The sequence below is a fragment of the Streptomyces taklimakanensis genome (assembly GCF_009709575.1).
Classification (GTDB): Bacteria; Actinomycetota; Actinomycetes; order Streptomycetales; family Streptomycetaceae; genus Streptomyces; species Streptomyces taklimakanensis.
This window is the reverse complement of the sequence record NZ_WIXO01000001.1, coordinates 1,055,758-1,074,788: the sequence shown is the minus strand read 5'-3', so window position 1 is coordinate 1,074,788 and position 19,031 is coordinate 1,055,758. Positions and strand designations below refer to the sequence as shown.

Annotated in this window: 17 protein-coding genes; 8 read left to right on the top strand and 9 right to left on the bottom strand. The window is 72.6% G+C overall.

Features of this window, described 5'->3' with window-relative positions; translation table 11 throughout:
* Positions 1–51 precede the first annotated feature (51 nt).
* The 5 genes from F0L17_RS04810 (at position 52) to F0L17_RS04790 (ending at position 6,013) form a co-directional block, all read left to right on the top strand.
* Positions 52–1,185, top strand: coding sequence for an alpha/beta hydrolase (locus F0L17_RS04810; RefSeq protein ID WP_155070099.1), 1,134 nt, complete (start codon positions 52–54; stop codon positions 1,183–1,185).
* A 53-nt stretch (positions 1,186–1,238) separates the two neighbouring features.
* Positions 1,239–2,690 (top strand): hypothetical protein, encoded by a 1,452-nt coding sequence (locus tag F0L17_RS04805; RefSeq protein WP_162465800.1) that lies wholly within the window; start codon positions 1,239–1,241, stop codon positions 2,688–2,690.
* A 248-nt stretch (positions 2,691–2,938) separates the two neighbouring features.
* Complete coding sequence (locus F0L17_RS04800) at positions 2,939–4,537, top strand: ATP-binding cassette domain-containing protein (RefSeq protein WP_162465799.1); 1,599 nt, start codon at positions 2,939–2,941, stop codon at positions 4,535–4,537.
* Between the two features lie 372 nt (positions 4,538–4,909).
* Complete coding sequence (locus F0L17_RS04795) at positions 4,910–5,131, top strand: helix-turn-helix domain-containing protein (RefSeq protein WP_338017948.1); 222 nt, start codon at positions 4,910–4,912, stop codon at positions 5,129–5,131.
* Positions 5,132–5,233: 102 nt separating this feature from the next.
* Positions 5,234–6,013, top strand: coding sequence for an enoyl-CoA hydratase/isomerase family protein (locus tag F0L17_RS04790; RefSeq protein ID WP_155070096.1), 780 nt, complete (start codon positions 5,234–5,236; stop codon positions 6,011–6,013).
* A 68-nt stretch (positions 6,014–6,081) separates the two neighbouring features.
* Here the strand turns inward: F0L17_RS04790 and F0L17_RS04785 are convergent, their stop codons facing one another.
* From F0L17_RS04785 to F0L17_RS04775, 3 genes are read right to left on the bottom strand one after another with little or no spacing between them, the layout of a single operon-like run.
* Complete coding sequence (locus F0L17_RS04785) at positions 6,082–6,837, bottom strand: SDR family oxidoreductase (RefSeq protein WP_155070095.1); 756 nt, start codon at positions 6,835–6,837, stop codon at positions 6,082–6,084.
* A 5-nt stretch (positions 6,838–6,842) separates the two neighbouring features.
* Entirely contained in the window at positions 6,843–7,742 is a 900-nt protein-coding gene (locus F0L17_RS04780) for an SURF1 family cytochrome oxidase biogenesis protein (protein WP_338017947.1), read from the bottom strand.
* 25 nt (positions 7,743–7,767) lie between these two features.
* A complete protein-coding gene (locus F0L17_RS04775; protein ID WP_155070094.1) occupies positions 7,768–8,769 on the bottom strand; it encodes a DEDDh family exonuclease in 1,002 nt (333 codons plus the stop codon).
* 142 nt (positions 8,770–8,911) lie between these two features.
* Here F0L17_RS04775 and F0L17_RS04770 point away from each other — a divergent pair, with 142 nt between their 5' ends.
* Positions 8,912–9,877, top strand: a complete 966-nt coding sequence (locus F0L17_RS04770) for a sterol desaturase family protein (protein WP_155070093.1) — start codon at positions 8,912–8,914, stop codon at positions 9,875–9,877.
* Between the two features lie 93 nt (positions 9,878–9,970).
* Here the strand turns inward: F0L17_RS04770 and F0L17_RS04765 are convergent, their stop codons facing one another.
* Complete coding sequence (locus F0L17_RS04765) at positions 9,971–11,506, bottom strand: S8 family peptidase (protein ID WP_155070092.1); 1,536 nt, start codon at positions 11,504–11,506, stop codon at positions 9,971–9,973.
* A gap of 231 nt (positions 11,507–11,737) precedes the next feature.
* Between F0L17_RS04765 and moaA the strand changes: the two genes are divergently transcribed.
* Positions 11,738–12,727: a GTP 3',8-cyclase MoaA gene (gene moaA / locus F0L17_RS04760; RefSeq protein WP_155073152.1), complete on the top strand. Its 990-nt coding sequence runs from the start codon at positions 11,738–11,740 to the stop codon at positions 12,725–12,727.
* On the opposite strand, the gene F0L17_RS04755 is transcribed toward moaA, so the two are convergent.
* Both F0L17_RS04755 and F0L17_RS28245 read right to left on the bottom strand, forming a co-directional pair.
* The gene (locus tag F0L17_RS04755; RefSeq protein WP_238419254.1) at positions 12,710–13,045 is read right to left on the bottom strand and encodes a hypothetical protein; all 336 of its coding nucleotides are present in this window, start codon (positions 13,043–13,045) and stop codon (positions 12,710–12,712) included. The genes moaA and F0L17_RS04755 overlap by 18 nt on opposite strands.
* Before the next feature lie 263 nt (positions 13,046–13,308).
* Positions 13,309–13,821, bottom strand: coding sequence for a DUF3099 domain-containing protein (locus F0L17_RS28245; protein WP_162465797.1), 513 nt, complete (start codon positions 13,819–13,821; stop codon positions 13,309–13,311).
* Positions 13,822–14,039: 218 nt separating this feature from the next.
* On the opposite strand from F0L17_RS28245, the gene F0L17_RS04745 reads away from it, so the two are divergent.
* On the top strand, positions 14,040–14,321 hold the full coding sequence (locus F0L17_RS04745) for a GlsB/YeaQ/YmgE family stress response membrane protein (RefSeq protein WP_155070091.1): 282 nt from the start codon (positions 14,040–14,042) through the stop codon (positions 14,319–14,321).
* A gap of 186 nt (positions 14,322–14,507) precedes the next feature.
* Here the strand turns inward: F0L17_RS04745 and tyrS are convergent, their stop codons facing one another.
* From tyrS to F0L17_RS04730, 3 genes are all read right to left on the bottom strand, one after another.
* Positions 14,508–15,917: a tyrosine--tRNA ligase gene (gene tyrS / locus F0L17_RS04740; protein ID WP_162465796.1), complete on the bottom strand. Its 1,410-nt coding sequence runs from the start codon at positions 15,915–15,917 to the stop codon at positions 14,508–14,510.
* Positions 15,918–15,995: 78 nt separating this feature from the next.
* Complete coding sequence (locus F0L17_RS04735; RefSeq protein ID WP_155070090.1) at positions 15,996–17,408, bottom strand: metallopeptidase TldD-related protein; 1,413 nt, start codon at positions 17,406–17,408, stop codon at positions 15,996–15,998.
* On the bottom strand, positions 17,405–18,949 hold the full coding sequence (locus tag F0L17_RS04730; protein ID WP_155070089.1) for a TldD/PmbA family protein: 1,545 nt from the start codon (positions 18,947–18,949) through the stop codon (positions 17,405–17,407). Before F0L17_RS04730 ends, F0L17_RS04735 begins: the two co-directional genes overlap by 4 nt.
* Positions 18,950–19,031: the final 82 nt, after the last annotated feature.

Genomic DNA, 19,031 nt, shown 5'->3' with positions numbered 1-19,031 from the left:
CCGGGGGCGCCCCACTGGCCCGATCGCCGTCGTCCCGCCATCCTGGGCAGGATGAGTCTGCGCAAAACGGCGATGCTGACCGCCACCACCCTGCTCGGCACCGGCACGGCCGCGGTCGTGGCCGGCCGGTACGCGGCCGTCTCCGCCCTCCGGCCGTCCTCCGGCCGTTCCCTGCCCGCCGGCTTCCAGGGTCCGTCGCTGACGGTGCACGCCACCGCCGCGGGACGGATCACCCTGACCCGTTCACCGGCCACCCGGCTACCGGGCACCTACGCGCTCACCGGGCCGGGCCGGCACGCCGTCGTCGGTCCCGTGCTCGACCTGCCCACCACCGCCGACACCGTGGTGCGGCGGCTGGAACGCGTCGACCGCGGCCGGCTCGCCACCGGCGACCGGGTGCGCCTGACCCCGCAGTTGCACACCGGCAACCCGCGCGACGCCCTCGGCCTGGACCACACGGACGTGGAGATCCCCGGCGAACTCGGTGCCCTGCCCGCGTGGTACCTGCCGGCCCTCCGCGACATCTGGGTGATCGCCGTGCACGGCCTGGGCGCCACGCGCGAGCACCCCCTGAACGTCCTGCCCTTCCTCCACGACCTGGGCCTGCCGGTGCTCGTCCCGGCCTACCGGGGCGACCCGGGAGCGCCCCGGTCCCCCGACGGCACCGGACACCTGGGCGACTCCGAGTGGCGCGACCTGGACGCCGCGATCCGCCACGCCGCGGACCACGGCGCGAGGGGCGTCGTCCTGTACGGCTGGTCCACCGGAGCCACCATGGCGCTGCGCGCCGCGGCGAACTCCCCGGTCCGCGACCGCGTCAGGGGACTGATCCTGGACTCGCCCGTGCTCGACTGGCGGGCGACCCTGCGCTCCCTGGCCGCCGCCCGCCACGTCCCCGGGCCGCTGCTGCCGCTGGCGGTGCGCGCCGCACAGGGCCGCGCACGGTTGGACCACCGGCCCCGTCCGGAGGTGGCCGACCCCGCGACGCTGGAGCTTCCCACGCTCCTCCTCCACGGCCCCGACGACACCGTCGCGCCCTGGGAACCCTCCCGCGAACTGGCCGAACGGCGGCCCGACCTGGTGTCGTTGCACATCGTCCGACAAGCCCCGCACGCCGCCATGTGGAACGCCGACCCGCGCCGCTACGAGGAGGCGCTGCGCCGGTTCCTGACGCCGCTCATGTGAGGTCGGACCGGGGCCGTTTGGGCTTTCGGGCCGTCATCAACAACACTGCTCCCGTGACGTCCCGTACTCCGCGAGACACCCGGCTGCGCCTCGTTTCCCGACAGCCTCTCGCCGCCGCGCGCCGAGCCGTGGGCTCGCGCCGCCGGCGGAGTGCGCCACGGCCCCCCGAGGGGGTGCCTCCCCGTGACCAACTGGCCCGTCAGGCACGGGCCTGCCTCAGCGAGGCCGTACGCCTCGCCCGCTGGGCGGAGGGCACCGGTCTGTCGCCGGTGACGGACGCCGAACGGGCGGCGGCCGAGCTGCGCATACCGGTGGAGCAGGTGCCCCTCCACTGGGACCGCGCCCGCCTCGCCGGCCTCATCGAGCTGCACGACGGCACCGCCGTGCCCGGCTGGCGGCTGCGCGCCTGGGACCGTGACGACTCCGCCGTGCTGCGCGGTTGGGTCGCCCTCTTCGACGCCTGGTCGCTGGCCCATCCGGCTCCCGCCGACGCCGACCCGGCGGCGGTGGGCGAGGTCGTCGTGGCGGCACCGCAGTTCCTGTCCGTGATGCACCTGTCCTCCGGGCCGGTGACCGTACCGGTCCTGCTCGACCTGTTGCGGCGACGCATCGAGGAGCTCCGCGCCGAACGCGACGGCACCCCGGTGTCCGACCCGCCCGCGGACGGTTCGGAGGGGGCCCCCGCGAAGGCCCCCACGGGTTCCGCCGGGGGAAGGCCCCCGGGCGCGGGAGGCGGTGCCGGCGCCGCGCGGGACCTGCCGACGTTGCTGGACTGGGCGCTGGACGGACTCGCCTCCGTCGGGGCGCTCACCCGCTGCGCCGAGGACGAGAGGGGCCGTCCCGGGCAGGCGGTGCTCACCCCGCTGGGCAACTGGGCGGTGTGGGTGAAGCTGGAGCAGATCTGCGTCGCCGCCCAGAGCCCCGCCGGGAACATCGAACGGCCCGCCGAGGACATGCTGCGCGGCTGTGCCCGGCTCTCGCCCGGGGAGGCCCGCGCCGAGTACCGCGCCTGGCTGGCCGCCCGACCCACCGGTCCGGCCGTCGCCGAACTCCTGGACGCGGCGCGTGGGGAGGACGCCCTCATCCGCGGTCTGGCCTTCGAGGCGCTGCGCGTCGTGGGCGCGCCGGCCGAGCCGTCCGTCCGCCGGGTGGCCCAGGAGCCGACCCTGCGCCCCTACGCCCTGCTCTGGCTCGCCGAGCACGACGGAGCCGACCCCGCCGACCTGGCGGACGGGGCCCCGGGAGTGCTCACCCGGCAGGAGGCCACCTGGCTGTGGGTGGACACCGCCGCGGCCGTCGCCGACCACGGCGAGGGACGGGTGCTGGTGGAACACCTGGAATCGGCGGTGCAGGGCAGCGTTCCCGAACTCCTGGAGGAAGTGCGGGCCACCGGCCACCCCCGCACCGTCCAGGTGCTGGTCGCGCTCGCCGCGTCCCATCCGGACCCGGCGCTGGCCAGAGCGGCGCGCCGGGCCGCCTTCCAGGTCCACACCGGCGAGGCGTGACCGACGTGTGACGCTCCGGCGCCCCGGCCCGGCTCCGCACCGGGCGGGGCGCCGGGACCGCGTCCCACGCCCCGGCCGCGGGCACGGGCGGGGGCCGGGAGGGGATCAGGGCGGGGCGGAAAACCGGTTGCGCGGCGCCGTTAGACTGGCGTCATGGCGTATCTCCTCGTGCATTAGCGGCGTACGACCGTCTCCCCAGCCCCACGACCGACGACGTCCGTGCGTCCACCCTGCCCTGGAGTGTTTCCGTGATCACCGCCACCGGACTCGAGCTGCGCGCCGGCGCCCGAGTCCTCCTCGAGTCCGCTTCCTTCCGTGTCGCCAGGGGCGACCGCATCGGCCTCGTCGGCCGCAACGGTGCCGGCAAGACCACCCTCACCCGGTGCCTGGCGGGGGAGGGCGTCCCCGCCGCCGGGACCATCACCCGCACCGGCGAGGTCGGCTACCTGCCCCAGGACCCGCGCACCGGCGACCTCGACGCCCTCGCCCGCGACCGCATCCTCTCCGCCCGCGGCCTGGACACCGTGCTGCGCAGGATGCGCGAGAACGAGGACCGGATGGCCAACGGGCAGGGCGCCACCCGCGAGCGGGCCATGCGGAAGTACGAGCGGCTGGAGACGGAGTTCCTCACCAAGGGCGGCTACGCGGCCGAGGCCGAGGCCGCCACGATCGCCGCCAGCCTGGGACTGCCCGACCGTGTGCTCGGGCAGCCGCTCCACACCCTCTCCGGCGGTCAGCGGCGCCGCGTGGAGCTGGCCCGCATCCTCTTCTCGGACGCCGACACCCTGCTGCTGGACGAGCCGACCAACCACCTCGACGCCGACTCGATCGTCTGGCTGCGCGACTTCCTGAAGACCTACCGGGGCGGCTTCGTCGTCATCTCCCACGATGTCGACCTCGTCGAGACGGTCGTCAACAAGGTCTTCTACCTCGATGCCAACCGCGCCCGCATCGACATCTACAACATGGGCTGGAAGCAGTACCTGGCCCAGCGGGAGGCGGACGAGAAGCGCCGCAAGCGCGAGCGGGCCAACGCGGAGAAGAAGGCCGCCGCGCTCAACGCCCAGGCCGACAAGATGCGCGCCAAGGCCACCAAGACCGTCGCCGCGCAGAACATGGCGCGCCGCGCCGAGCGGCTGCTGGCGGGGCTGGAGGAGGAGCGGCAGTCCGACAAGGTCGCCAAGCTGCGCTTCCCCGAGCCGGCGCCCTGCGGGAAGACGCCGCTGATGGCCGAGGGCCTGTCCAAGTCCTACGGCTCCCTGGAGATCTTCACCGACCTCTCGCTCGCCGTCGACAAGGGCTCCCGGGTGGTCATCCTCGGCCTCAACGGCGCCGGCAAGACCACGCTGCTGCGCCTGCTGGCCGGGGTGGAGAAGCCCGACACCGGCCGGGTCGTCGCCGGGCACGGTCTGAAGCTGGGCTACTACGCGCAGGAGCACGAGACGCTCGACCCGGACCGCACGGTGCTGGAGAACATGCGCTCGGCCGCACCCGACATGGACATGGTCGAGGTGCGGAAGGTGCTCGGCTCGTTCCTGTTCTCCGGCGACGACGTGGACAAGCCGGCGGGGGTGCTCTCCGGCGGGGAGAAGACCCGACTGGCGCTGGCCACACTGGTGGTCTCCTCGGCCAACGTGCTGCTGCTGGACGAGCCCACCAACAACCTCGACCCCGCCAGCCGTGAGGAGATCCTCGGCGCCCTGCGCACCTTCACCGGCGCGGTGGTGCTGGTCACGCACGACGAGGGAGCGGTGGACGCCCTCCAGCCCGAACGGATCATCCTGCTGCCGGACGGCGTGGAGGACCTGTGGGGCGAGGAGTACGCGGAGCTCGTGGCGCTCGCCTGAGGCGCGCGGCGCCGTCCGCCGTGCGGTGATCCCATCCGATCACACCGTTCTGGATCATTCGGCCGACGCTTGATCCATCATCTGAGTGAGATCGACTGGTACCCCGGCGCGGCCGCGTGTCGAGAGCGCGCTCGGTGTGGTTCATACCTCTCCCCGGAAGGTATGAACCACCCCAAACTCTCTGACCTGCGCTTTTCGTCGTTGTCGGGTTCGTGCGCCGTGCCGGGGCCCGGCACGGCGCCCTGTTCCGGAGGGCCGGCGTCCCCGTGAGGCGGCCGAGGTCGCCTCACGGACCTTGTCGAATGGGTGGCCAGAAAACCGGCAAGGGGTGATCATGAGAGTCCAGAGCGCACTTCCCATGAGGAGGCACGGGTGGCCGAGACTCTGAAGAAGGGCAGCCGGGTTACCGGCGCCGCGCGCGAGAAGCTCGCGGCTGACCTCAAGAAGAAGTACGACTCCGGTGCGAGCATCAGGGCGCTGGCCGAGGAAACCGGCCGCTCCTACGGTTTCGTGCACCGGATGCTCAGCGAGTCCGGCGTGACCCTGCGCGGTCGCGGCGGTGCGACGCGGGGCAAGAAGACCACATCGTCCTGAGACCGGAGGTGGTCCCCGAGCACACCACCCGGTCGGCCGCCTGCCCGACCGGGTGGTTACTCTTCAGTCACTTCCTGACCGTGGAGAGCCCCGGGAGACCTCATGACCCTGCTCGACAAGGACGGCGTGCGACTCGCCGTGGACGGCGCCGTGGCGACGGTCACGCTCGCCCGTCCGGACAAGCGCAACGCCCAGACCTTCGCGATGTGGCGCGCCCTGGCGGAGGCCGGCAGCCTGCTGCCCGGTGACGTCCGCGTCGCCGTGCTGCGTGGCGAGGGGCCGTCCTTCTCCGCCGGGCTGGACCGACAGGCCCTGACACCGGAGGGATTCGAAGGCGAGCCGTCCTTCGTCGACCTGGCACGCGGCTCCGACGCCGAACTGGACGCCGCCATCGCCGGGTACCAGGAGGCCTTCACCTGGTGGCGGCGGAACGACCTGGTGAGCATCGCCGCCGTCCAGGGCCATGCCGTCGGCGCCGGCTTCCAGCTCGCCCTCGCCTGTGACCTGCGGGTGTGCGCCGACGACGCACGGTTCGCGATGCGCGAGACCAGCCTCGGGCTCGTCCCCGACCTCACCGGGACGCACCCGCTCGTCTCCCTGGTCGGGTACGCCCGCGCCCTGGAGATCTGCGCGACGGGGCGCTTCGTCCACGCCGAAGAGGCCGAGCGGATCGGCCTGGCCAACCTGGTGGTGCCCGCCGCCGAACTGGAGGACGCCACCGCCGACCTGACCGCCGCTCTGATCGCCGCCCCGCGCGACGCGGTGGTCGAGACCAAGGCGCTGCTGCGGGGCGCCGCGGAGCGCACCTACGACGAGCAGCGCGCGGCCGAGCGCGCCGCTCAGGCGCGCAGACTGCGCGACCTGGCCGGTCTCGGCGAGTAGCGGACTCGCGGAAGCGGTCCCGCGCGAGGCCTCCGGAAGCCGCGCACGGGACCGTCCGCTCGACGGGATCAGAAACCGTGGCGGGCGCCGCCGTCGATCGGGAGCATCACACCGTTGACGTAGGAGGCGGCGGGGGAGAGCAGGAACGCCGCCGCCCTGCCGAACTCCTCCGGGGTGCCGTAGCGACGCAGCGGGATCGCGGCCGAGCTGCGCTCGCGGGCGGCGTCGGCGTCCCCCGAGAGCGCGTCCAGGGTGCGCACCCGGTCGGTGTCGATGCGTCCCGGCAGCAGTCCGACGACCCGGACGCCGCGCGGTCCCAGCTCGTTCGCGAGCGACTTGGCGAAGCCCGCCAGTCCGGGGCGCAGTCCGTTGGAGACCGTCAGCCCGGCGATCGGCTCGTGCACCGAGCCGGAGAGGACGAAGCCGATCACCCCGCCCTCCACCAGTCGGGCGGCAGCGGCGCGGGCCAGGCGGACCGCACCGAGGAAGACCGACTCGAACGACGCCTGCCACTGGTCGTCGGTGATGTCCTCGTGGGAACCGGCCGGCGGGCCGCCGACGCTGATCAGGATTCCGTCGAGGCGCCCGTGCCTCTCGAGGGCGGCCGTGACCAGGCGGTCGGCCGTGGTCGGGTCGGCGTTGTCCGCCGCGACACCCGATGCGCTCCCACCCAGCCGTGCGGCGGCATCGGCCACCGCCTCCCCGTCGCGGCCGGTGACGACCACCTTCGCGCCGTCGGCCGTCAACGCGCGGGCGGCGGCGAAGCCCAGCCCCCGGGTGGCGCCGGTGATGATGTACACCTTGTCCTGCAGTCCGAGATCCATGGGGATCAGTCTGCCGCCCGGCCCTCCCGGCCGGCAGTCGGGGCGGCCGGAACGGCGGACCGGTCCTCCTCCACCGAGGGCCGCCCCTCCTCGTCCCGAGCGTCTCCGGCGCCGGAACCGTCGGTCCCGGTCGGCCCGGCCGTCCGTTCCCGCCGCTCCCGTCGGACCAGGACCACCCATCCGACGGGCACGGCCGCGGCGAACAGCCACCACTGGAAGGCGTAGGCCAGGTGCGCGCCGATGCCGCTGTGGTCCGGTTCGGGAACGAGTTCGGGCTGCTCGCCCGAGGGACGCGGGGAGGTCTCCTCCAGGGCGACGTAACCGCCGAGGACGGGACGGCCCCACTCCTTGGCCATCCGCTCGCTGTCGATCAGCATCACCTGGCGGGGCGGCAGCCCTTCCCGGTCCCGGACGCCGCTCCCCTCGCTCTCGTCGGCCATCAGCCGCCCGGTCACGGTGACCTCCCCGGACGGGGGCGCGGGCACCTCGGGGAACTCCGTCAGGTCCTCCCCGGTGGGGACCCAGCCGCGGTTGACCAGCACGGCCGTGCCGTCCTCACGCACCAGCGGGGTGATCACGTGGTAGCCGATGCTCCGGCCGTCGGCGGCGGTCCGCTGGCGCACGACGACCTCGTCGTCGGTGGCGTAGACGCCGGTCGCCCGGACGGTGCGGTAACGGTCGTCGTCGTCCGGGCCGCGACCGGGAGCGGTCAGCTCGTCGACGGGCACGGCGGGCGTGGCCAGACTCTCGGCGATCAGCTCGTTCCGCGCCACCCGGTCCTCGTGCCGGTGCAGCTGCCAGAAGCCCAGCCGCACCATCACCGGGATCAACAGGAGCGCGACGAGGGTGAGGACCACCCACTGTCGGGAGAGCAGGAAGCGATACGCGGACGGTACGAACGGCACGTTCCCGACGGTACCCCGCCGTCCGTCACCGCTCGGGGGCGGGGGCCACGTCCCTCAGCAGTTGGGTGAAGGCGGCCTCGTCGATCACCGGGGTGCCGTAGGCGCGTGCCTTGGCGACCTTGGAGGTGCCGGAATCGGGGTCGTTGGTGACCAGGAGACTGGTGAGGCGGGAGACACCGCTCGCGATGTGGAGCCCGGCCTCGGTCGCCCGGTCCTCCAACAGCTCCCGGTCCACGGAGGTGTCGCCGGAGATCGCCACCCGCATGCCCTGGACGAGGGGCCCGCCCGGCTCATACCGCCCGGGGTTGGGGTACGGGCACGGGGGCCGCTTGCGCGAGGGGCGCCACCCCAGGGAGCGGGTGCGGGAACGGCCCGCGGACCCGGCCGAGGTGACGCTGTCGTTCCACTCGGTGAGCGGTGTGCAGGCCAGCAGAGGCAGGCGTATGCCGTCCCGCGCGGCCAGATGGAGGCTCGGCCGGAACGCCTCGGCCAGCACCCGGGCGTCGTCCAGCGCGTGGTGTGCCCGACGCTGTACGACGCCGTAGTGCGCGGCGAGGCTCTCCAGCCGGTGGTTGGGCAGGGGCAGCTCCAGCTCCTTGGAGAGGGCGATGGTGCACAGCCGCTGCCGCACGGGGGCCTCCAGGCGGGCGCGGGCGTACTCGCGGGCGATCATCGACCAGTCGAAGACGGCGTTGTGCGCGACCAGCACCCTGCCCCGCAGCCGCTCGGCGAACTCCTCGGCGATCTGGGGGAAGAGCGGGGCGTCGGCCAGTATCTCGCTCGTCAAACCGTGGATCCAGGTCGGGCCCGGGTCCCGCTGCGGGTTGACCGGGGTGTACCAGTGGTCGATCACGTTCCCCCGGGCGTCCAGCCGGTAGACGGCCGCGGAGACGATCCGGTCGTCCCGGGCGAGTCCCGTGGTCTCCACGTCCACCACGGCATAGCCGTCGGGGTATTCGGTGGGCCATGCCGGGCCGCTGGAGTGCGCTGGGGGCAGCGTTTCGGCCGCCGACGGATCATCGAGCATGGTTCCAGAGAATACGGGTCCTCACTGACAGCTCCACATCGTCGCAGGTCGTGCCGGTGGCCGGAGCCGCTGACGAACCGTCTCGCATACTTGTCGGTAACAGAGTCTGGCCGTTCCTCCCCGACGGCCCTACGGTGCCCGCATGCCGAGCGTGCCGAACCTTCCCGATGTCGTGCTGTGGTCCATCCCGGCCTTCCTGCTGCTGACGGCCCTGGAGGCGGTCGGCCACCACCTCCACCCCGAGGAGCCCGACAGCCCCGTCGCCGGGTACGAGGCCAAGGACTCCGCCACCAGCCTCGCCATGGGGTTGGGCAGCCTCTTCTTCGACGCCCTGTGGAAGATCCCCACCGTGGCGATCTACTCGGCGGTCTACGCGCTGACTCCACTGCGCGTCCCGATCGAGTGGTGGACGCTGCCGCTGATGCTGCTCGCGCAGGACTTCTTCTACTACTGGTCCCACCGCGGCCACCACGTCGTCCGCGTCCTGTGGGCCTGCCACGTGGTGCACCACTCCAGCCGGAAGTTCAACCTCACCACCGCGCTGCGCCAGCCCTGGACGTCCCTGACCGTCTGGCCGTTCTACCTGCCGCTGATCGCCTGCGGGGTGCACCCCGCCGCGCTCGCCTTCTGTTCCTCGGTCAACCTGGTCTACCAGTTCTGGATCCACACCGAGCGCATCGGCCGCCTGCCCCGGCCCGTCGAGTTCGCCCTCAACACGCCCTCGCACCACCGTGTCCACCACGCCTCGCAGGGCAACTACCTGGACCGCAACTTCGGCGGGATCCTCATCGTCTGGGACCGCCTCTTCAAGACCTTCGAGCCCGAGACCGAGCCGTGCGTCTATGGCCTGACCAAGAACATCGACACCTACAACCCGCTGCGCGTGGCCACCCACGAGTACGTGGCCATCGCCCGGGACCTGCGGGCCGCCCGCGACTGGCGGGAGAGGGCCGGACGGCTCTTCCGCGGCCCCGGCTGGCAGCCCTCGGGCGGCCCGGCCGCCCCGGCCGTCGCCGCATCCCCGGCCCCGGGCGGGAGGGGGCGGGCACGGACGGCGGAAGGGGCCGAACCCGCCGGGTCCGACCCCTCCCTGTCGTCCGCGTCCTGAGGGAGCCGACGGCGCGTCAGGCCGCCCGCCACGCCCCGCCCCGTGTCCGCCGCCACGCGCCGGCGGACACGGGGCGGGCGGGGCGGGACGCCGTCACTTGACGGCGTCCAGGGCGTCCACGATGCCGTGGCCGTAGAAGCCGTTGACGTTCCGCCCGCCCTCGCAGGTGGAGTCCTCGACGCCGTTGCCGTCCGGGTCGTAGGTCTCCGGGCAACCGGGGTTGTCCGCCTGCGCCTTGAGCATCAGTTGGATCATCGCCGGGCTCGCCCAGGGGTGTTCGCTCTTCAGCAGCGCGGCCACGCCCGCGACGTGCGGACTGGCCATCGAGGTGCCCTGCAGGAAGGCGTACGAGTCGTTGGGCATGGTCGACAGGATCCGGCCGTTGCCCGACGGGGTGTCCGGGATCTGGTACCGGTCGCCGCCCGGCGCGGCGACGTCGGCGACCCGGTGGCCGTAGCTGGAGTAGTACGACTTCAGGTCCTGCACGCCCGTCGCCGTGACCGTGACCACGCCCGGCAACTGGGTCGGCAGGTTCAGGCACTCGGACGGGTCGACGGTCCGCTCGACCGGAGTGGTGTCGTTCGGGCTGGAGGCGTCCAGGATCTCGTCGGAGGCGAGGTCGTGGTTGGAGTTGCCCGCCGAGGCGATGTGCAGGGTGCCCTTGCGCTCGGCGTAGCGCGCGGCCCGGTCGAGCGCCTCCACGACCGCGCCCTGGTCGGCGTCGTCCTTGCAGTTGTACAGGTACGGGTCGACGTAGTAGCTGTTGTTGGTGATCTCCACGCCCTTGTCGGCCGCGAAGACGAACGCGCAGATCACGGCCTCCGGGTAGAAGAGGCTGGTGTCCGGCTCGCTCACCTTGATGGAGGCGACCTTCACGCCCGGCGCGACCCCCGCCACACCGACGCCGTTGCGCGCCGCGGCGATGGTGCCCGCGACGTGCGTGCCGTGGTAGTCGCCGTCGGTGTACGGACGCCAGGCGCCCTCACTGGTGTCGGCCACGCCGCCGACGCAGTTCGCCGACTGACCCGCGGAGAAGTTCGGGGCCAGGTCCGGGTGGGTGTCGTCGACGCCGGTGTCGATGACCGCCACCGTGACCCGGTCACTGCCCGGGTTGATCTTGGCGGCCTCGTCGGCGCGGATGGCCCGCAGCCCCCACAGGTCGGCCTCCAGCGGCTCGCCCTCGGCGGCCGTGTCGGCGGTCGCGCTCGCGCGGGCCTTCTCCGCCACGTACTGCGGCGCTCCGACCTCGGTGGTGCCCGCGGTCCTCAGCGGCGCGGTGCGGGTGGCACCGGCGGACTCCACGCCGCGCACCTGGCGCATCCGCTCGGCGAAGCCCGGGTCGGCCGAATGGGCGACGATCACGCCGATCTTCCGGTGCGTGACGACGACCGTGCCGCCGGCCCTGGCTATCTCCTTCCTCACCCGGTTGACCGTGCCGGGGTGGGTGGAGGAGGTGTTGACCACGTACGACAGCTTCTCGCCGTCTTCAGCCGTGCGCGTGACCGCCGGTGCGTCGGCTTCCTGCGCCAGCGCCGTACCGACTCCGGGCAGCAGGGCCAGGGAGGCGGTCAGCGCCAACCCGACCGGCACTGCCACGGCGCGGCGTCGGCTGGAGGGTCTCGATGCCATGGGAGCTCCATGTCTGTGTGAGCACGAGAGGATCGCAACATGCCGTTCGGTAATCGGATTTGACCGCACGGATGTATGACGTCGGAAGCTATCGCTCCTGGCGGCACAGGGCAACGGCAGGAAAGGGCCCGGTCCGCCGGAACACCGTCCCCGCTTCGTGTCCCCCGCGGAGCGGCGCGCCTCTCGCGTAGGCTGGCCGGGAGACGTCCATCCGTGGGAGGGACCGCCTGCATGCTGCTGGACACCTATGGCCGGGTCGCCACCGATCTGCGCGTATCGCTCACCGACCGGTGCAACCTGCGGTGCACGTACTGCATGCCGGAGGAAGGCCTCCAGTGGCTCGCCAAACCGGAGCTGCTCACGGACGACGAGGTGGTCCGCCTGGTGCGGATCGCCGTGACCCTGCTCGGTGTGGAGGAGGTCCGCTTCACCGGAGGCGAACCCCTGCTCCGTCCCGGACTGGTGGGCATCGTGGAGCGCTGCGCGGCTCTGGACCCCCGCCCGCAACTGTCGCTGACCACCAACGGCATCGGACTGGAGCGCACCGCCGACGCACTGCGCGAGGCCGGACTGGACCGCGTCAACGTCTCCCTCGACACCCTCGACGCGGGGACGTTCGCCAGGATGACCCGCCGCAAGCGGCACGGAGACGTCCTACGGGGCCTGGCGGCGGCCCGTGCGGCCGGCCTCGCCCCGGTCAAGGTCAACGCCGTGCTGATGCCCGGGCTCAACGAGGACGAGGCCCCGGACCTGCTCGCCTGGGCGATCGAGCGGAACTACGAGCTGCGGTTCATCGAACAGATGCCGCTCGACGCCCAACACGGCTGGCGACGCGAGGGCATGGTCACCGCGGGGGACATCCTGGCCTCGCTGCGCACCCGTTTCTCCCTCACCCCCGAGGGGGCGGACAGCCGCGGCTCCGCCCCCGCCGAGCGGTGGCTCGTCGACGGCGGACCGCACCGCGTCGGGGTGATCGCGTCGGTCACCCGGCCCTTCTGCCGCGCCTGCGACCGCACCCGGCTCACGGCCGACGGCCAGGTCCGCACCTGCCTGTTCGCGCGTGAGGAGTCGGACCTGCGCGGCGCGCTGCGCTCGGGAGCCGCCGACGAGGAGATCGCCGAGCTGTGGAGGACGGCGATGCGGGGGAAGAAGGCGGGCTCGGGACTGGACGACCCGTCCTTCCTCCAGCCCGACCGTCCGATGTCATCGATCGGCGGCTGAACCGCCGCGCTCCGCTTTGCCGTCCGGCTCGGTCCTCCGCCCGTCGTCCCTGCGGCCGGGGTCGTCCCCCCGGCCCTCCGCCGCCTCCCACTCGGTCAGGGGCACCACGTCCTTGAGGAAGCCGCGCACCCCCAGGAAGCGCGACAGGTGCTCGCGGTGCTCCTCGCAGGCCAGCCAGGTCTTGCGGCGTTCGGGGGTGTGCAGCTTGGGGTTGTTCCAGGCCAGTACCCACACGGCGGCCGTGCGGCACCCCTTGGCGGAGCAGACGGGGACGGAACGGGCGGGGGAGTCGGTCACGGGATCGGTCACGGGTCCCATACAAACACGGCGACGCCGGGCGGCCACGGGGGGAGCCGCCCGGCGTCGGTCTGTCGCTCCGACGGGGGATGCGGAGCGTGTAGGCAGTATGGCACGTGCACCCATCACCGGGGCAGCGGAACGGCGTGATTGGTCGCAGGTTTTCCCGCGCCCCCTCGGGGGTCCGACGTGCCGGCCGAGTCGGCTCCGACGGTGGTACGACGGCGACGCGGTGCAGGTACGGTGCCGGTACGACGGCGGTACACGGGAGCGGCTCGCGGGTGTCAGGCCCGCCGCTCGGACCGCGCGTGACCGGGCGCTCGCTCGGCACCCGAGCGCTCCGGTCCCGCATCGGACTCCCCGGAGTCGGAGTCCCCCGGACCGGAGCGCTCCGGTCCGGGAGCGGGCGGCGTATCGGCCGGCTCCCGGACGACCTGCCGGATCGTCCGGGGACCGGACCGCGGCGTTCGTCCGTCGCCGGCTTCCCCTGCGTCACCGGCCGACTCCAGGGCGTCACGGGGCGGTGCGGAGAGGTAGGCGTCCGGAAGCGAGGGGGCGTTCTCCCGCCCGGCGTTGGCGATCACCACCGCCACGTACGGCAGGACCGCGCCCAACACCAGCGTCACCACGGCCAGCGGGCGCTGCACGTTCCACAGCGCCACCGTGAGCAGGACGGACACGGTGCGCACCAGCATCGAGATCACGTAGCGGCGTTCCCGGCCGCGGACGTCCTCGGCCAGACTCCGTCGGGCCCCGGTGATCCTGAAGACCTCCGGACCGCGCTGTTTGCGCCTCACACTCCACCACCCGCTCGTGCGGCCGGTGTCCGGGGACGTTTCCGCCGGACTCCCGGCTTTTCCCACACTACGCCCACCCGTCCCGCATACGACGCCGGGGAGGGGGCACCCGGAGCGCCGGGAGGGCTCCACCCGGACGACCCCCGGCCGCACGGGTGGGAGCGCCTCCGTACGAACCGAACGCGTGGCACACAACGCACGCCGCACTAGGAGGCGACATGAGCTGGTTGTGGGCGATCATCGTGGGTCTGGTCCTGGGTGTGCTGGCCCGCGCCATCCTTCCCGGCAAGCAGAACATCCCCCTGTGGCTGACCGCGATATTCGGCATCCTCGGCGGGCTTCTGGGCAACGCCGTGGCCGGCGGGATCGGAGTGGACGACACCGGCGGCATCGACTGGATCCGGCACCTGCTCCAGCTCGCCGGAGCCGTGCTGATCGTCGCTCTGGGCACCCCGCTGTACGCGGCGATCCGGGGACGAGGCGGCAGGAGGACCGCCTGACAGGGGCGGTGGAGCCGACGCGGCACGGCGACGGCGTCGTGTGAGCGTGCCGGCACCGCCCGCGGATCCGCTCCCGCCCCCGACGGCCCGGTCGGACCGGACCCGCTCGGGGGCAGGTGGAGTCCTTCGGACCCGTCGGAGCCCTCTGAGGGCTCTCCCGGGGTCCTCCCGGAGTCCGGGGTTCTCTCAGAGTCCGCGGACCTCGGCGACCTTGCGGCCGGCCTTGAGGTAGACGGTTCCGGAGAGTCCGGCGTCGGCCAGCTTCTCCGGGACGACCTCGCCCAGCGGGCGCAGTGCCTCCGCCTCGGAGAGCACGATCGCCTCTTGACCCCCTTCGGTCTCCACCACCAGCCGCAGCCCCTTCTGCTTGGCGACGCGGCGAGCGGCGGAGGCGGACGGGGTGAACTCCAGTACGGTCGCCAGGACGGCCGCGACGCCCTTCCCCCCGTGCTCGGCGGTGTCCACCACCGGCAGGCTCTCCAGATCGGCGAAGGACTTCCGCGAGAACTGCGCGGTGAAGCCCGCCCGGGCCGCCATCGCCGCCTTGACACCGTGAAGGGCGGAGACGACCTCGCCGGCCAGGACCCTCTTCAGGTCCATCGGGTGCAGCGAGCCCTTCTCGATCCGGTCGGTGACCAGGTCGATCTCCGTGTCGGTCCACTCCGTCCAGGCCCGCAGGTACGGCACCATCAGCCGGTCCGGGATCGACATGATCTTGCCGAAGACATCGTCGGCGGAGGCGTTCAGCCCGATGTAGTTGCCCTTGGACTTGGACATCTTCGCGCCCGAGCCGTCCGTGCCCTCGATCAGCGGCATGGTGACGATCATCTGCGGCTTCTGGCCGTAGATCTCCATCACTCTCCGGCCCATCTGCATGTTCAGCAGTTGGTCCACACCGCCCAGCTCGACGTCGGCCTCGATCTCGGCGGAGTCGATGGCCATCGCCACCGGGTAGATCAACTCCGACATCGTCAGTCCGTGCCCGGCCGCCAGCCGATTGCGGAAGTCCTCCCGCTGCAGCAGCGCCGAGGCCGACACCTGGGCCAGGATGCCGATCAGCCTCGGCAGGGCGATGCCGGCCAACCACTCGCTGTTGTGCCGGAAGCGCACCCGCTCGAAGTCGAAGAACGGCTTCACCTGGTCCCGGTAACCGGCCAGGTTGCGGGCGATGTCCTCGTCCGTCAGCGGCGGACGCTCCGAGGAGCGCCCCGAGGGGTCGCCGATCTTGGCCGTGATGTCACCGATGATCAGTGTGACGTCGTGCCCCATCCGCTGGAAACGGCTCAGGACGATCATCGGCACCGTGTGGCCCAGGTGCACGTCCGCGGCCGTCGGGTCGATGCCCAGCTTGACGTTGAGGCCGCGCCCGGCCTCCCGGGCGGCCTCGATCCGCTCGGCCAGACCCTCCACCGACGGCAGGACGTCCACCGCACGCCCGGCGATCAGCTCCGCCTGTTCCCCGGCCGACAGGTCCGTCAGGTCCAGATAGCGGCGGGCGCCCGTCTCCACGAGCAGCCGCTCGACGGTCTCGTCGGAGGAGAGGTCCTGTGCCAGCAGGTCGCCGGCACGCTGCACGGAGTCGCCGAGGCGTGTCACGTTCGTTTCCCGGTGATCGAATCGAATGATGGGCTGACGCGATGGTCGTGGTCGGTTACCGGGGAGAGTCTACGCCGCTCACACTCCCCGGCTGACGGAGCTCATGTTGAAGTCCGGCACCCGCAGCGGCGGCATCGCCGCCCGTGTGAACCAGTCCGACCACTCGCGCGGCAGGGTGCGCTCGGTGCGCCCGGCCTCGGTGGCCCGTGCCAGCAGGTCCACCGGCGACTCGTTGAACCGGAAGTTGTTCACCGCGCCGGTGACCTCGCCGTTCTCCACCAGGTAGACCCCGTCACGGGTCAGTCCGGTCAGCAGCAGCGTCGCCGGATCCACCTCGCGGATGTACCACAGGCAGGTCAGCAGCAGGGCCGGGCCGTCGTGGCCGGCGTCGGCGACCATCTCCTCCAACGAGGCGGTACCGCCCGCGTCCAGGATCAGGTTGTCGATCCCCGGAGCCACCGGCAGACCCGTCAGCTCCGCCGAGTGCCGGGTGGTCAACAGATGCCGCAGCTCGCCCTCGCGCACCCAGTCGGTGGCCGACAACGGCAGCCCGTTGTCGAAGACCGAGGCGTCGTCGCCGGAGGAGTGCGCGATCACGAACGGCGCCGCCTGGAGACCCGGTGCGTGCGGGTCGCTGCGCAGCGTCAGCGGCAGCTCCGACAGCCGCTCGCCGACCCGTGTGCCACCCCCGGGCCGGCTGAACACCGTGCGTCCCTCGGCGGCGTCCCGCCCGGCGGACGACCACAACTGGTAGATCAGCAGATCCGCCACGGCGCTCGGTGGCAGCAACGTCTCGTACCGCCCAGCCGGCAGCTCCACCCGCCGCTCGGCCCACTCCAGCCGCGACGCCAGCTCGGCGTCCAGCTCCCGCGGATCGACGTCCGCGAAGTCGCGGGTCGCCCGCCCGGCCCACGCGGATCGGGCGTGGTCAAAGGACTTGGCGTTGACCTCCAGGGTGCCGGTGGGCTGGTCGTGGCGGAGCCGCAGCCCGGTGGAGGTCCCCAGGTAGGTGGAGACCACCTGGTGGTGGGCGAAGCCGTACAGCTCACGGCCCTCGGCGTGGGCCCGGGCGAAGGCCTCGCCCAGCGCCGGGGCGAAGGAGGAGAAGACCGAGGAGGAGGTCTCGTCCGGGGCATCGGAGAAGTCGGGGGCGGCGGGCACGCCCTCCACCAGCGGCTTCGCGTCCTCGGCAGGTCCCGCGTTCCTGGCGGCCTCCTCCGCGGCCCGCACCAGCGGCTCGACGTCCGCGTCGGTGACGGCCGAGCGGGAGACCACGCCCGACGCCGTCCCCTCGGCACCGTCGACGGTGGCGACGACGGTCAGGGTGCGACCGCGCGTGACGCCGTTGGTCGTCAGGGCGTTGCCCGCCCACCGCAGATTGGCGGTGGACTCCTCGTCGGCGATGACCACACAGCCGTCGGCCCGCGACAGTTCCAGGGCGCGCTCGACGATCTCGTGGGGTGCGGGGGACGCTGAGGACGATGCTGTCATCGGCCGGCCTCCTGGGCGGTGTTGAGGATGTTGACGCCGCGGAAGAGAGCGGAGGGGCAGCCGTGCGAGACGGCGGCGACCTGCCCCGGCTGGGCCTTGCCGCAGTTGAACGCGCCGCCGAGCACATACGTCCGCGGCCCGCCGACGGCCTCCATCGAGCCCCAGAAGTCGGTGGTGGTCGCCTGGTAGGCCACGTCGCGCAACTGCCCGGCGAGCCGTCCGTTCTCGATTCGGAAGAACCGCTGCCCGGTGAACTGGAAGTTGTGGCGCTGCATGTCGATCGACCACGAGCGGTCGCCGACCACGTAGACCCCCCGCTCCACGCGCGAGATCAGCTCCTCGGTGTCCGGCCCGTCCGGAGCCGGTCGGAGCGAGACGTTCGCCATGCGCTGCACGGGGACGTGGGCGGGCGAGTCGGCGTAGGCGCAGCCGTTGGAGCGGCCCAACCCGGTCAGCTTCGCGATCCGTCGGTCCAGTTGGTAACCGACCAGGACGCCGTCCCGCACCAGGTCCCAGGACTGGGCCGCCACGCCCTCGTCGTCGTAGCCGACCGTCGCCAGCCCGTGTTCGGCGGTGCGGTCGCCGGTGACGTTCATGACCGGCGAGCCGTACCTCAGGGAGCCCAGCTTGTCGAAGGTGGCGAAGGAGGTGCCCGCGTACGCCGCCTCGTAGCCCAGGGCCCGGTCCAGCTCGGTGGCGTGGCCGATGGACTCGTGGATGGTCAGCCACAGGTTGGACGGGTCGATCACCAGGTCGTAGGTGCCCGGCTCGACGCTCGGGGCGCGCATCTTCTCCGCCAGCAGCTCCGGGATGCGCTCCAGCTCGCCGTCCCAGTCCCAACCGGTGCCCGTCAGGTACTCCCAGCCCCGACCGACCGGCGGAGCCAGGGTGCGCATCGAGTCGAACTCGCCGGAGTCGGCGACCGACACGGCCGTCAGCTCCGGGTGCAGCCGCACCCGCTGTTGGGTGGTGACGGTGCCGGCGGTGTCCGCGTAGAATTTGTTCTCCTGGACGGCCAGCAGCGAGGCGTCCACGTGGGAGACCCCGTCGGCGCCCATCAGCCGCTCGCTCCACCGCGTCAGCAGCCCCGTCTTCTCGGCGTCCGGTACGGAGAACGGGTTCACCTCGTACGACGAGACCCAGGTGCGCTCGCCGTGCACCGGCTCTTCGGCCAGCTCCACCCGTTCGTCGGAGCCGGCCGCCTCGATCACCCGCGCCGAGAGCCTCGCCATCTCCACGGCCTGGCTCGCCACCTTCGCGGCGGCGTCCGTCGTCATGTCCACCCCGGAGGCGAACCCCCAGGCGCCACCGTGCACCACCCGCACCGCGTACCCGGCGTCGGTGACGTCCGAGGCCCCCGACGGCCTGGCGTCCCGCAGCCGCCAGGACGCGCTGCGGATCCGTTCCAACCGGAAGTCGGCGTGCTCGGCTCCCAGCGCCCGGGCCCGCGCGAGCGCCGCGTCGGCCAGCGCGCGCAGAGGCAGCGCCAGGAAGGACTCGTCGATCTGGTGCACCACGGACGCTCCTCCTTGTCGATGCATGATCGAAGTGAACCACGTCCCACCGTCGACGCGGCAGGTTTTCCACAGGCGGGCTCCGTCGGACCCGGACCGCCGGATCCGA

What these genes read in the sequence shown, in the direction of transcription:
- F0L17_RS04810 (WP_155070099.1), top strand. Translation starts at nt 52, where the DNA reads ATGAGTCTGCGCAAAACGGCGATGCTGACCGCCACCACCCTGCTCGGC.
- F0L17_RS04790 (WP_155070096.1), top strand. Translation starts at nt 5,234, where the DNA reads ATGACCCTGCTCGACAAGGACGGCGTGCGACTCGCCGTGGACGGCGCC.
- F0L17_RS04785 (WP_155070095.1), bottom strand. Translation starts at nt 6,837, where the DNA reads ATGGATCTCGGACTGCAGGACAAGGTGTACATCATCACCGGCGCCACC.
- F0L17_RS04775 (WP_155070094.1), bottom strand. Translation starts at nt 8,769, where the DNA reads ATGCTCGATGATCCGTCGGCGGCCGAAACGCTGCCCCCAGCGCACTCC.
- F0L17_RS04770 (WP_155070093.1), top strand. Translation starts at nt 8,912, where the DNA reads ATGCCGAGCGTGCCGAACCTTCCCGATGTCGTGCTGTGGTCCATCCCG.
- F0L17_RS04765 (WP_155070092.1), bottom strand. Translation starts at nt 11,506, where the DNA reads ATGGCATCGAGACCCTCCAGCCGACGCCGCGCCGTGGCAGTGCCGGTC.
- moaA (WP_155073152.1), top strand. Translation starts at nt 11,738, where the DNA reads ATGCTGCTGGACACCTATGGCCGGGTCGCCACCGATCTGCGCGTATCG.
- F0L17_RS04755 (WP_238419254.1), bottom strand. Translation starts at nt 13,045, where the DNA reads ATGGGACCCGTGACCGATCCCGTGACCGACTCCCCCGCCCGTTCCGTC.
- F0L17_RS04745 (WP_155070091.1), top strand. Translation starts at nt 14,040, where the DNA reads ATGAGCTGGTTGTGGGCGATCATCGTGGGTCTGGTCCTGGGTGTGCTG.
- F0L17_RS04735 (WP_155070090.1), bottom strand. Translation starts at nt 17,408, where the DNA reads ATGACAGCATCGTCCTCAGCGTCCCCCGCACCCCACGAGATCGTCGAG.
- F0L17_RS04730 (WP_155070089.1), bottom strand. Translation starts at nt 18,949, where the DNA reads ATGCATCGACAAGGAGGAGCGTCCGTGGTGCACCAGATCGACGAGTCC.